We start from the raw sequence: 12,233 nt of genomic DNA, 5'->3' as shown, positions 1-12,233 counted from the left end.
TCAGAGTCGAGCAGGCCCAGGAGGGCGCATGCCACAGCCCACCGTCGATCGCGGCGCAACACCATCGAGCACCGGGTTCCCCGGCCCGCTTGCTCCGGCCGAGATGCGCACGTCCAACATGAGCCTCCTCCTGCGTCACCTTCGCCGCCACGGCGACCGCTCGCGGGCCCAACTCGCCGCCGAGACCGGCCTCTCCAAGGCGACAATCTCCAGCCTGGCCGCCGACCTCACCGAGCGTGGCCTCGTCCGCGACGGACGCCTCGTACGGGGCGCCGTCGGACGCCCGGGCTTGCCCCTGACGCTGGACGGCGCCCACGTCACCGGCGTCGGCGTCGAGATCGCCGTGGACTACCTCGCTTTGACCGCCGTCACCCTGTCGGGCATCACCGTCCGCGAGACGCTCACCACCGTGGACGCCGCCCACCTCGGCCTGGACGCCGTCCTGGACCGGGCGGCGGAACTCACCCGCGCCATGCTCCGATCCCTGGCGGACGCCGACGCGTCCTGCGTCGGGATCACCGTGGCCCCTCCGGGCGTCATCGACTACGCGCAGGGCATGCTGCGCTTTGCCCCCAACCTGGGCTGGCGCCAGGTGCCGCTCGTGGCCGAGTTCGCGGCGCGCCTCGGCCCGCTGGCCCCACCCGTACGCCTAGAGAACGACGCGAAACTCGCCGCACTAGCGGAGTTCGCCCGCTTCGAGGGCACCGACGTGGTGGACATGCTGTACCTCACCGGCGAGACCGGCGTCGGCGCCGGCATCATCGCCGATGGACGCCTCATGCGGGGCTGGTCCGGATTCTCGGGGGAAGTGGGCCACCTGCCGCTAGACCCAGCCATGACGCTGTGCAACTGCGGGCGGCGAGGCTGCTGGGAACTCATCGTCGGGCTGGACGCCTTCCTTCGGCTCGTCGCCCCCGACCCCGCCGACCCGCTCCGGGATCCCGCCGCTCCGCTGGAGGGACGCCTCCACGCGATCCGCCAGCGCGTCGATGCTCATGACGAGGCGGCCATGCTGGCCTTGGAGACGATCACCCAACACCTGAGCACCGGCTTGTCGGTGTTGGTCGACGTCCTCAATCCCCGCGCCATCGTGCTGGGCGGTTATTACGCCCACTTCGGCGACGTCATCCTGCCCGGCCTGGCCGAATTGTTGGCGCAACGACGCATGGATGCCGGGAGCGGCGTCGAACTGTCGACCACCAGGCTGGGCATGCTGGCCACCGCGCGCGGGGGCGCCTTGCTCGCCCTGGAGGACGTCTTCGACAATCCGTCGTTGGTCCCGTCACGGCCCTGACGCGCCACACCCCACCCCTGCGCCCCAGGACCCAGCTCGGGGGATTGACCTCACGCACACACCTCGCCATACTTCGTTCGATACCCGAACGAATGAGGAGTGGTGTGACCATCACCGTCGAAGGGGGACGCTTCCTACGCAACGGGGCGCCCCACCAGATCATCAGCGGCGCGCTGCACTACTTCCGCATCCCGACGCCGCTGTGGCGCGACCGCCTCGCGCGGGTTGCCGCGCTGGGGGTCAACACGATCGAGACGTACGTGGCCTGGAACTTCCACGAACGCACCCGCGGCGAGATCGACTTCACCGGGCCCCGTGACCTGGCGCGCTTCATCTCGCTGGCGGGCGACCTCGGGCTCGACGTCCTCGTCCGGCCGGGGCCCTACATCTGCCCCGAGTGGGACTTCGGCGGCCTTCCGGCCTGGCTGATGCGCGACCGGGTCAGCCTGCGCAGCAGCGACCCGGCGTTTCTCGCCCCCGCGGATGCCTGGCTGGACGCCGTCACCGCCGTCATCGCGCCGCTGCAGGCGAGCCATGGAGGCCCGGTCGTCGGCGTCCAGGTCGAGAACGAGTACGGCTCCTACGGCAGCGACGCGTCCTACCTGGCCCACGTCCGAGATCGTCTGGTCGCCGGCGGCATCGACTGCTGGCTGTTTACCTCCGATGGCCCGGGCCCGGACTGGCTGAGCAACGGCACACTGCCCGATGTCACGGCGACGGCGAACTTTGGTTCCCGCCCACAGGCCAGCCTGGCCGAGTTGACTGCGTTTCGTCCCGGCCAGCCCGCCATGGTCATGGAGTGGTGGAACGGATGGTTCGATCACTGGGGCGAGCCCCATCACGTCCGCGACGCGCACGAGGCGGCGTCCGTCTTGGCCGAACTGCTGGGCCGGGGGGCCAGCGTCAACCTGTACATGGCCCACGGCGGCACCAACATGGGGCTGTGGAACGGCGCAAACCACACCGAGGACGCCTTCGCGCCCACGATCACCAGCTACGACTACGACGCTGCTGTCGGTGAGGCAGGCGAACTGGGGGCCACCTTCGTGGCCTTCCGTGACGTGATCGCGGCGCACACCGGCGTCGAGCCGCCGGCACCCCCCGCGCCTCTGCCGCGCCAAAGCCCTTCGGCGCCCACCGCGATCGGCTGGGCGTCCCTGCTGGACCACACACACCTGTTCGACAAGCCGCAGCAGGCCGCGGCACCCCTCAGCCTGGAAGATCTGGGCGCCGACCACGGGCTGGTGCTGTATCGGGGCACGACGCTGGTGCCCCCGGACGGACGCCATCTGCTCCTCGATGGCCTCGCCGATCGCGCACACGTCATCGTCGACGGGGTGGATCGTGGCACGTTCGATCGCAACGACGGGACGCCTCGCATCCCCATGACGCCCCGCACCGATGGGCGTCCGACCGCACTGACGATCCTGGTCGAGAACCAGGGGCGCAGCACCGCCCCGGCGTCGGCCCTACCCTGGCACGTTTCGTCGTCCCTGCCACCGCGGACGCCGACGGATTCGTGGCGCTGCCCGGCTGGGGCAAGGGTTTCGTGTGGCTCAACGACACCTTGCTGGGCCGCTACTGGGAGATCGGGTCACAAGTCACGTTGTACGCCCCCGCTCCTCTCTGGCGCGAGGGCCCCAACGAGATTGTGGTCATGGAGTTGCTGCAGGCAGGCGAGACGCTGGAGATCCGCGATACGCCCGATCTTGGGCCGGTGTTGGAGACCTCCGAGCCCGGCTGACCAGCATTCCGGTGTACGCCACGGCGCGCAGACGAGGCCGTTGCGCAATCGTGCCCAGGCGATGACAGCGAATCGGCCAAGCCGGACGGCGTCCCTCACTAGGGTGACCCCATGAAGTTCTGCTTCCTGGGCGCGGGGGCCCTGGGTACCTATGTCGGCGGATCACTGGCCGCGGCAGGTCACGAGGTGGGCTTCATCGAGCGGCCCGACACCGCCGAGGCCATCGCCGAGCACGGCCTGAGCATCACCACCGCGCAGGGGACTCGACGCGTCCGGGACGTCCGGCTGTTCACCGAGCCCGGCGAGGCGTTGGCGGCAACCCCGTGGGATGTCATGGTGTTCGCCTTGAAGTCCTTCGACACGGCCGGGGCACTGGCGGAACTCGCCGCGACGGGGGCTCGCATCCCCACCGTCTTGTCCCTGCAAAACGGTGTCGACAACGAGCCGCTCATCGCCGAGGCTTTGGGCGCCGACCGAGTGATTGCAGGTGCCGTCGCAACGGCCATCGCCAAGCCGGGGCTCGGCGAAGTGATCGAGGAGACACATCGCGGGATCGGTATCGCCGTGGGACACCCCTTGGCGCAGCCGCTGGTGGACGCCCTGAACTCGGCCCGGCTGGGTGCCCGCTCCTACCCGCAGGCGGGCCCGATGAAGTGGTCCAAGCTCATCACCAACCTGCAAGGGAACGCGGCCTCGGCGATCCTCGATATGCCGGTGCGGGACATCTACGCCGATCGGCGCCTGTTCACGCTGGAGATCGCGGCGCTCCGCGAGACGGTCGCCGTCATGGCGGCGCTGGGCTTCGCTCCGGTGGATCTGCCCTCGACGCCGGTCCGCGGGCTCGCGTTCGGGGCCACCCGGGTCCCCCGCGTGATCCTGCAACCGCTGCTGACCCGGTTCCTCGGCGATAGCCGAGGCGACAAGATGCCGAGCTTTCATATCGATCTGCACGGCGGACGCGGCCGTACCGAAGTCGACTACATCAACGGCGCGGTGGTCCGCTACGGCGAACGCACCGGCGTCCCGACCCCCATCAATCGGGTGTTGACGCAGACCCTGGATGCCTTGTCCGCGGGCGACCAAGACGTGGAGAGCTTCCGGCATCACCCCGAGGCGCTCCTGTCGTTGTGCTGACCCGTGTCGTGGTGCCGCCCCGCACCGTGGCCTGATTCCGGCTCGCAGCCCGCTCCCTAGAATCGGAGTATGCGTGAGATTCCTGACGGCAACGACCCGGTCGAGTTGGCGAACTGGCTGTTCGACCTTGCCCGGGACGGCGACACTGCCCGCCTCATCGCCTACGTGGAGGTGGGCGCCCCGGTCGATCTGACCGATGCCGACGGGAACACGTTGCTGATGCTGGCCGCCTACCACGACCGGCCCGACACGGTGACGGCCCTCGCGGCGCAGGGTGCCGACGTCAACGCCCTCAACCATCGGGGCCAATCTCCGCTCGCGGGGGCCGTGTTCAAGCAGGCCGACGCCGTCATCGCGGCGCTGCTGGCGGCAGGCGCTGATCCCGATGCGGGGACGCCGTCCGCCCGTGCGACCGCCGCCATGTTTGGGCGTCCGGACCTCTTCTCCTGATGAAGCCTCTCGCGCTGTACGACGCGGACTGTGGGTTTTGCACGCGCTGGATCGGCGTGGTCCAGCGCCGCGTGCCCGGGGTGGCTGTCGCGCCGCTGAACCACGTGGATCTCGCCGCGCTGGGCGTCGACCCAGGGCGAACCGAGTTGGAAATGCCGTTGGTGCGGCCTGACGGCAGCGTCGTTTACGGGCACCTGGCGTGGGCCGACATCCTGCGCGCGGCACCCGCCCCGGCCTGCTGGCTGGGCATCGTACTCGGATCGCGCCTGCTTCAGCGTCCCGCCCGGGGCGTCTACACCTGGATCGCCCGGCACAGGCATCGCCTCCCCGGCGGAACGCCCGCCTGCTCGCTGAACCCTTAAGCGATCGCCCAGGAGCACGGTGAACATCTCCGCCGGTGTTCCTGGAGGCCGATCAGGGGGCGCGCATCACGCGTACAGGGTCGAGCCGTGAGGCGTACCACGCGGGCAGCAGTGCCACCACGGTGGCGACGAGGCACGCCAAGACTCCGATGGCCGTCACGAAGTCAAGGGGGATCGGGGAACCCGAAACCTGGTTGATGATCCCACCCGACACGCATCCCAGCACCGCACCGGCGACGGCAGCGACGAGCGCTCGAGCGGCAACGAGCAAGACGAGATCTGAGCGCGTGATGCCCAGGGTTCGGCGACGCCCCAGGTCTCGGCGCCGGATCAGCACATCCGCCAAAACGACCGCTGCGACGAAGAATCCGCCCGCTCCCACGATGAGGAGCAACAAGGTACGCCCGAACCCCGCCATCTGAGCGTTGAGGTCTTGGGCCGTCTGAGCAAGGCTCGCAGGCGAGTCGATCTGGACGCCTTGGGGATCCGGTGGGGCCAGCACACCCAGGAGCACGGGGAGGCTCGTCTTGGCCGATGCGACGTTGTCGACGACAACCCGCAGTTCCCGACCTGTCGTTTCGCGGGGCGCTGCGAGGATCACGCCCCCACCCGTGTCCTCGAAGGGGGCCACGGGGGTGAAGGAACCGACGATCGGGAATTGCCGCAGCCCGTCGCTGCTGGTCAGATACCCGACCGGTTCAGCGAGGTTCAGGGACGCCAGCATCGAGGTCGACACGAGTGCCTCACCGGGGTGAGGTGCACGTCCGCGCGCGACCCTTCCGACGTGATCCACCTCCCCCATCACCGGCCATACCGGCACCTTGATGCCCCCCGCACCCATCTGACCGTTGACCGCATCGAAGGGAGTCCCGAGCGCGACCGCGGTCTCGACGAAGCTGAGTCCGGCGATGACACGCACGGTGCGCTCATTCACGAAGCCCGATTCGCGGGTATCGATCACCGAGAGCTTCCTCGCCCCCGCTTGTTCCATGCGAGAAGCCACCTCTGCCGCCGCTGCTGCTGAGCGTCCGACCGTCATGAGGGAGGCCAGGCACGTCGCGGCGACCACGACGGCGATCAGCAAAGAGGAGACTTTGGCCGCCCAGGTGGTAGCCAAGGTCTCACGCAGCATCGTGCCCGGCCTCACAGTGTCACCACCGCGTCCACGCGCTCCAGCACGAACGGGTCGTGAGTGGCCACGACCACCGTCCGCCCGGCCTCATGGGCGGCATCAGTGAATGCCTCAAGCACGAGCGCCGCATTCGCGCGATCCACGTTGCCGGTGGGCTCATCCGCCAAGATCACCGCAGGCTCGTTCAGCAAGGCACGACACAGTGCTAGCCGCTGCGCCTGCCCTCCAGACACCTGCCCTGGTTTGTGCTCGGCCCGCTCTGCAAGCCCGAAGCGTTCCAGCAAGGCCGTGGCCCGCGGCAGGAGATCCGCGCGGCGATGACCGGCATAGAGCGCGGGTTCCAGCACCGAGTCAAGGACGCGGCGCGTCGGATCAAGCTCGGCGTCTTGGAACACGAAACCCACACGCTTGGCGCGCAGTCCGGCTCGGACCGCGTCGGAGGCTCCGGAGACCGCAACGCCGTCCAAGGTGACCGTCCCACTAGTCGGCGTCAAGAGCAGCCCCAGGACGTACAGCAGCGTCGACTTACCCCGACCCGATGGCCCCGTGAGCGCGGTGACCGCGCCCGGCTCGAAGTCGTGGGTGAACCCGTCGAAAAGTTCCTGCGCACCGCGCCCGTACGCAAACCGCAGCGCGTGGACGCCCAACTGCCCGTTCATCGGCCCGGAGTCGCGGCAAGGACCTGCACGCGTTCGCCGACCGCGATCCCTTCCAGGACTGCGACGCCGTCCTGGGAGCCGAGGACGGTGACGCCCCGCTCAGCGGTGGCACCGGTGGGGTCCACCACCGTGACCACCGCTGTGCCGTCGGGCCGACTCGTCACGGCCGCGACCGGGACCGCTGGCCCGCTGGTGGGCGGCACGATCGTCACCTTCGACAGGAGGGAGAGCTTCTCGGAGGCCGCCACCATCGCGCAGTCGGCACCGCAGACAGGGCCACCTTGGCTGGCCGCCAGCACGTAGGCGAGGTCACCGCCTTCCTTCATTTCTGTGCCTGCCACCACGGCGTCCCATTTCTTGCCCTGGTAGGTCACGAGGATCGTTGCCGACTCCGGAACAAGGCGGGCCTGTTGTTCTGACAGGGGAAGGGAGAAGATCGGATCCCCGGCCGCTCCCAGGACGGCCTTTTCGCCGCCGCTCACGAGGGCACCCACCATCAGGGCCTCGTCCACCATGAGAGGTGCGGGCAGCCTGGGTGCCGCGATCACTTCCCCCAGGGGGATCGTCCCCGTCTCCACCTGCCCCAGTGCTCGTTGCCACGCTTTCACGGCGCGTGTCGTCGACTCCCCGAAGGTGCCATTCGCGGCGGCCAGCACACCCTTCGCCACCAAGGCATCTTGGAGTTGTCGAACGTCCTCACCGGAAGCCCCAGGAGCGAGGTCTCGGTAGAAGGGCATCGTCCCTGCCACGGCTCTCACCGGGGTGTTCGCTACGCGGTAGAGCACGTCGCCTTGTTGAACGTTGGCCGTATCTTCCCGCACCCAGGTGACGACGCCCGACAGCGCGTTGGTGGCCAGCGCCCGGCGCTTCTGCTCGACGACCACGTTCAGATTCACGGAGCGCCCCACCGAGACCTCAGTTGCCTCGACGGTGACCGCGGACGACGTCAACGTAGGCGCGACTGCTTGCGGGCCGAGGGTGACTCGCCCGGCCCAGAACGCGACGCCGGCCAACAGCAATGCGCCACAAGCCAGGGCCAGGTTCTGTTTCGTGAGGAAACGCGTCACGCCCCTTCTCCCTTAGCCGTCATCGTCAGGAACGTTCTGCCCGTCTCCACACGAATTCCCCTCGTGGCATGGACCCTCGACAGGGCCAACCGATTCATCCCTTGATGTCTGATGGGTAGAGATCCGGCGCCGTCGCTGGGCACTGATTCCACAAGGCATCAAGAGCCTCGGGATCTTTCACCGCCCCACTAAACGGATCCCACACCGCATTCCCGTCACGCATGCCCGCGTACCACACCTCGAAGGAGGGAGGATCGTCCACGCTCACCCCTAGCGCCCGCACGCAGGGGACGGAGGTGGTCGTCAAGAAGGCGTATTGCTTCGACGCCATCTCCCTCGACCACGGCAGATGAATCCTCGGGTCAACGGGATAGGAAGCGGCACACACATAGGCTGCTCGCCGGAGCGCACTTGCCTGCCCGTCGGGCACCGTCGGATAGGAAACCCCGCCCTGCCGCACCGTCGCCGCGTAGCCAGCCTCGCCGAGGCACGCGACCTGAGCCTGTGGCCAGTCTGCGGGCTTGACCCAACGCACCAAGGTCACGTCGGGCACATCAGCCAGGTTGCGCCCCACGCCGGCCTTCGCTTCAGCAAGTGCCATCCCGTACAGGGCCGCATCATCCGAGGGCGCAGATGCCCAACCTTGAGCATCGGGACTGGGCGGAGCCACGGGCGTTGGGCCCACACCACAGCCCGCCATGAGAACGAGCGAGGTGGTGGCCCCCACCAGGAGGAGCCACCACTTCAGCAGCACGCGCATTCCTAATCGCCCTACACCCCGCAGCCGGACCGGCAAGTGCAACTCGATCCCTTGCCCTGGAAGGTGCCGCCCGTGTATGCCTCGGCCCGGGTCCAACCACTCACGTTTCGTGAAGAACTGTGCGAGCCGCCACTCATCCAGTATCCCACAACAACACCGTTGTAAGAGTGTTCGACAGAAGCATTCACCGACGAATTCGTCCAGATATTGCAGCGATAATTGACCCCGCACGAGTGCCCTGCTGAATACGACATTGCCGCATGAGCTGGCGTGGACCCACCCACTACCACAACCAGGCCCAAAGCCACGATTAGCGTCCGAAGTAAGGTTTTCACAGCGACCTCCAGTTGGTTTTCAATCCATGATCAACCTGCCCGGTTGAGAGAAGTGTTGCCGCAGATCCAAGAGCCTGTCAACCGCTCAGAGACAGGGAGTTCAGCACCTTTCAGGCCGTCCCGGAATCCATAACAGTTCATGGAATGATCGAGATCCGGTGACCTTGCGGTGCGGGCTGCAACCTTTGCCTGACAGGACGCCAGCGGCCACGACGCCTCCCCCGCTGCCGTCAGGTCAGCCGGACGTGCCAACCTGACGGCGGAGCCAAGACCACCGCGGCGAGCGTAGAGGCCCGGATTCGGTAATCTTCGCCTATGACCGATTCCCCGTCCGGAGCCAGCGACTTCATCCGCGACATCGTCCGTGCCGACAACGCGCAGGGCACGTACGGGGGACGCGTCCAGACGAGGTTCCCTCCCGAACCCAACGGCTACCTTCACATCGGTCACCTCAAGGCCATCACCGTCGACTTTGGCGTCGCCAAGGATTTCGAGGGCACCACTGTGTTGCGCCTCGACGACACCAACCCTGACGCCGAAGATGTCGAGTACGTCGAGTCCATCGTCGACGACATTGAGTGGCTCGGTTTCCACCCAGTCTCGGTGTGCCACGCCTCGGACTACTTCGGTGAGTTGTACGAGTGGGCAGAACTCCTGGTCAGCAAGGGCTTGGCCTATGTCGACGATCAGGACGCGGAGACCATGTCCGCCAACCGGGGCAGCTTCGGCGTTCCGGGCGTCAACTCCCCCGATCGGGATCGGACGCCTAAAGAGAACCTCGACCTGCTGCGGCGGATGCGCGCCGGCGAGTTCCCCGACGGCTCACGCGTCCTGCGCGCCAAGATCGACATGGCGCACGAGAACATGCAGATGCGCGACCCGGTCATGTACCGGATTCGCCACGCCCATCACCACAACACCGGGGACGCCTGGCCTATCTATCCCACCTACGACTGGGCCCACGGCCAGTCCGACGCCATCGAAGGCACGACGCATTCACTGTGCACGCTGGAGTTCGAGTCGCATCGTCCCTTGTACGAGTGGTTTTTGAACCAGCTTCCGCTGGCCTCGGCGCCGCCGAAGCAGCGCGAGTTCGCCCGCCTGGAGTTGACGCACACCATCACGTCGAAGCGGCGGCTGCGCAAGCTCGTCGAAGAGGGCGTCGTCGACGGGTGGGACGATCCACGCATGCCCACGCTGCGCGGCCTGCGTCGTCGCGGCTACCCCGCCACCGCGTTGCGGGCCTTCTGCGACGCGATCGGCATCACCAAGACCAACTCCCGCAAGGCCATTGAGGAGTTGGAGAGCTTCGTGCGGCGCGACCTGGATCGCTCCTCACGCCGCCGGATGGCGGTGCTGCACCCCCTCAAACTGGTGCTGACGAACTGGCCCACGGACGCCGAGGGCAACCCCGTCGTGGAGTACTTCGAACTGGCCAACAACCCGAAGGATCCCGCAGACGGCACCCGTCAGGTCGCGTTCTCTGGGGAACTGTGGATCGAGGCCGAGGACTTCGCCGAGGTGCCGCCCCCGAAGTACTTCCGGCTCTCTCCCGGGCGCGAGGTGCGCCTGCGCGGCGCTTACTTTGTCACGGCCACCGATGTCATCAAGGATCTCGACGGCCGCGTCGTCCAGGTCAACGCCACCTATGATCCGCAGACGCGTGGCGGCGATTCGCCCGATGGCCGCAAGGTGAAGTCGACGATGCACTGGGTGTCCGCACCGCACGCGTGGGACGCGACCGTGAACCTGTATGACCGGCTGTTCGCGACCGAGGTGCCGGGGGCAGAGACCGGGGAGCCGCTCGACGACCTGAATCCGGCGAGCCGAGAGACGCTGCGGGGAGCGAAGCTGGAGGCCGCACTGGCCGACGCCGAACCCGGCGAGGTGGTGCAGTTCGAGCGGCTGGGCTACTTCGCCGCCGACCCCGACCTCCCAGGCCTCTTCCACCGGACCGTCGGCCTACGCGACGAGTGGGCGGCCGTCCAGAAGCGCAGCTGACAAGGTAGAGCTCTCCTTTTCGAGGTGAGGACACCCCCAAGTGCTCTAACCTTCGCCGCACAGTAAACTCCACGCTCGTGGCGTCCTTGAATCCCGTGCGCGCTCGCACCGGCATCTCGTTGTTCTTCTTCACCAACGGGCTGATGATGGCGGGCCTGTTGCCCCGCTATCCAGAGATCAAGGCGTCCTTCGACCTGAGCAACACGGCGTTCGGCCTGATGGTGGCAATCAGTCCACTGGCGGCGATGCTCGCCTCAGCGCTACCCGCGCCCTTGATCCGCCGGTTCGGCGCCCAGGCCGTGTCCCTCGGGGGCACTATCGTCATGGCGCTGGCGGTTTCCCTGGCTGGCTTCGCACCCGTGTTCGCCGTGTTTGCGATCGCGATCGCCATCGCGGGCTTTACTGACTCGATCGTGGACGCCGCCCAGAACGTCCACGGCGTCATCGTCGAGGACGCCTACCGGCGCACCATCATCAACTCCCTGCACGCCTTGTGGAGCCTGGGAGCGACCCTCGGAGGGCTGGTGGGCGCCATCGCTGCCGGGATGCACATCCCGCTGGGCCTCCACCTGTCCGGGGTCGCCGCGTTCACCGTCGTGCTGGCCGCCCTGGCGACCTGGCTGGGCCGGTTGCCGGTGAACGCTGCGGCGGAGACCCCGGTGGACGCACCCACACCGCCCACCAAGCTCCCGGCAGGCGCCTGGTCCGTCATTTTGCCCCTGGCGGTGCTTGCCATCGCTGGTTCGCTGGTCGAGGACATCGCGTTCAACTGGTCGGCCGTCTATCTCGTGCAGAACCTCGGAGCCACGGCGGGGGTGGCCGGTTTCGGGTACACGATCATGCTGGGCTCCCAGTTCGTCGGGCGCCTCCTGGGCGACCCCGCCACTGACCGTTGGGGCCGGGTCGCCGTCATCAAGACGGGCGGAGTCCTGATCGCCGTCGGCGGCATTTTGGTCGTCACCGCCCCCGGACTCATCAGCGTCATGGTCGGCTACGCCCTCGCCGGGTTCGGCTGCGCCACGGTCATCCCTGCCGCCTACGCCGCCGCCGGACGCCTGCCAGGCCTGCCCGAGGGCACCGGCATCACGCTGGTGAGTTGGCTGCTGCGCATCGGGTTCTTGGCCTGCTCCCCCATCATCGGCGCGGTGAGCGACCTCACCAACCTGCGGGTCAGCCTCTGCCTACTCATCGTGGCCGGAATCGCAGTCTTTGCCCTCGCACCTGTCGTCCGGGGGCGTCGCCAGGCGACGACGACGGCCTGAGTCCACCGGCCGGTCCGCACCCCGTCCTCGTTC

Annotated in this window: 11 protein-coding genes and 1 pseudogene; 8 read left to right on the top strand and 4 right to left on the bottom strand. The window is 67.8% G+C overall.

All coding sequences use genetic code 11. From position 1 onward, the window contains the following. Positions 1-28 precede the first annotated feature (28 nt). From C1706_RS13290 to C1706_RS13270, 6 genes and pseudogenes are all read left to right on the top strand, one after another. Positions 29-1,294 carry an ROK family transcriptional regulator gene (locus tag C1706_RS13290; RefSeq protein ID WP_129459731.1) on the top strand — a complete coding sequence of 422 codons (1,266 nt, stop codon included), beginning with the start codon at positions 29-31 and terminating at the stop codon, positions 1,292-1,294. Positions 1,295-1,386: 92 nt separating this feature from the next. Continuing rightward, a pseudogene (locus tag C1706_RS13285) lies at positions 1,387-2,730 on the top strand (beta-galactosidase); the annotation flags it as partial. Between the two features lie 83 nt (positions 2,731-2,813). After that, positions 2,814-3,038: a hypothetical protein gene (locus C1706_RS15010; protein WP_431830705.1), complete on the top strand. Its 225-nt coding sequence runs from the start codon at positions 2,814-2,816 to the stop codon at positions 3,036-3,038. 111 nt (positions 3,039-3,149) lie between these two features. Beyond that, a complete protein-coding gene (locus C1706_RS13280) occupies positions 3,150-4,172 on the top strand; it encodes a ketopantoate reductase family protein (protein WP_129459730.1) in 1,023 nt (340 codons plus the stop codon). A 69-nt stretch (positions 4,173-4,241) separates the two neighbouring features. Then, positions 4,242-4,622: an ankyrin repeat domain-containing protein gene (locus C1706_RS13275; RefSeq protein WP_129459729.1), complete on the top strand. Its 381-nt coding sequence runs from the start codon at positions 4,242-4,244 to the stop codon at positions 4,620-4,622. Continuing rightward, positions 4,622-4,984, top strand: a complete 363-nt coding sequence (locus C1706_RS13270; protein WP_129459728.1) for a thiol-disulfide oxidoreductase DCC family protein — start codon at positions 4,622-4,624, stop codon at positions 4,982-4,984. Before C1706_RS13275 ends, C1706_RS13270 begins: the two co-directional genes overlap by 1 nt. 52 nt (positions 4,985-5,036) lie before the next feature. Here the strand turns inward: C1706_RS13270 and C1706_RS13265 are convergent, their stop codons facing one another. The 4 genes from C1706_RS13265 to C1706_RS13250 all read right to left on the bottom strand — a co-directional run bounded on the left by C1706_RS13265 (position 5,037) and on the right by C1706_RS13250 (position 8,443). Then, a complete protein-coding gene (locus C1706_RS13265) occupies positions 5,037-6,131 on the bottom strand; it encodes an FtsX-like permease family protein (RefSeq protein WP_129459727.1) in 1,095 nt (364 codons plus the stop codon). Further along, positions 6,128-6,775 carry an ABC transporter ATP-binding protein gene (locus C1706_RS13260; RefSeq protein ID WP_129459726.1) on the bottom strand — a complete coding sequence of 216 codons (648 nt, stop codon included), beginning with the start codon at positions 6,773-6,775 and terminating at the stop codon, positions 6,128-6,130. The genes C1706_RS13265 and C1706_RS13260 overlap by 4 nt, the downstream gene beginning before the upstream one ends. Continuing rightward, a complete protein-coding gene (locus C1706_RS13255) occupies positions 6,772-7,842 on the bottom strand; it encodes a peptidoglycan-binding domain-containing protein (RefSeq protein WP_129459725.1) in 1,071 nt (356 codons plus the stop codon). Before C1706_RS13255 ends, C1706_RS13260 begins: the two co-directional genes overlap by 4 nt. 94 nt (positions 7,843-7,936) lie before the next feature. Further along, positions 7,937-8,443 (bottom strand): hypothetical protein, encoded by a 507-nt coding sequence (locus C1706_RS13250; protein WP_129459724.1) that lies wholly within the window; start codon positions 8,441-8,443, stop codon positions 7,937-7,939. Between the two features lie 809 nt (positions 8,444-9,252). On the opposite strand from C1706_RS13250, the gene C1706_RS13245 reads away from it, so the two are divergent. Continuing rightward, positions 9,253-10,938: a glutamine--tRNA ligase/YqeY domain fusion protein gene (locus C1706_RS13245; RefSeq protein WP_129459723.1), complete on the top strand. Its 1,686-nt coding sequence runs from the start codon at positions 9,253-9,255 to the stop codon at positions 10,936-10,938. Between the two features lie 77 nt (positions 10,939-11,015). After that, positions 11,016-12,200 (top strand): MFS transporter, encoded by a 1,185-nt coding sequence (locus C1706_RS13240; RefSeq protein WP_129459722.1) that lies wholly within the window; start codon positions 11,016-11,018, stop codon positions 12,198-12,200. Positions 12,201-12,233 lie beyond the last annotated feature (33 nt).

It is taken from the genome of Propioniciclava flava, assembly GCF_004126535.1.
In the GTDB taxonomy this organism is placed as follows: domain Bacteria; phylum Actinomycetota; class Actinomycetes; order Propionibacteriales; family Propionibacteriaceae; genus Propioniciclava; species Propioniciclava flava.
This window is presented reverse-complemented; position numbering and strand designations above follow the sequence as displayed.

Excerpts from the sequence above, each read along its gene's own strand:
- C1706_RS13270 (WP_129459728.1), top strand. The coding sequence starts at position 4,622 with ATGAAGCCTCTCGCGCTGTACGACGCGGACTGTGGGTTTTGCACGCGC.
- C1706_RS13280 (WP_129459730.1), top strand. The coding sequence starts at position 3,150 with ATGAAGTTCTGCTTCCTGGGCGCGGGGGCCCTGGGTACCTATGTCGGC.
- C1706_RS13245 (WP_129459723.1), top strand. The coding sequence starts at position 9,253 with ATGACCGATTCCCCGTCCGGAGCCAGCGACTTCATCCGCGACATCGTC.
- C1706_RS13290 (WP_129459731.1), top strand. The coding sequence starts at position 29 with ATGCCACAGCCCACCGTCGATCGCGGCGCAACACCATCGAGCACCGGG.
- C1706_RS13250 (WP_129459724.1), bottom strand. The coding sequence starts at position 8,443 with ATGGCACTTGCTGAAGCGAAGGCCGGCGTGGGGCGCAACCTGGCTGAT.
- C1706_RS13260 (WP_129459726.1), bottom strand. The coding sequence starts at position 6,775 with ATGAACGGGCAGTTGGGCGTCCACGCGCTGCGGTTTGCGTACGGGCGC.
- C1706_RS13275 (WP_129459729.1), top strand. The coding sequence starts at position 4,242 with ATGCGTGAGATTCCTGACGGCAACGACCCGGTCGAGTTGGCGAACTGG.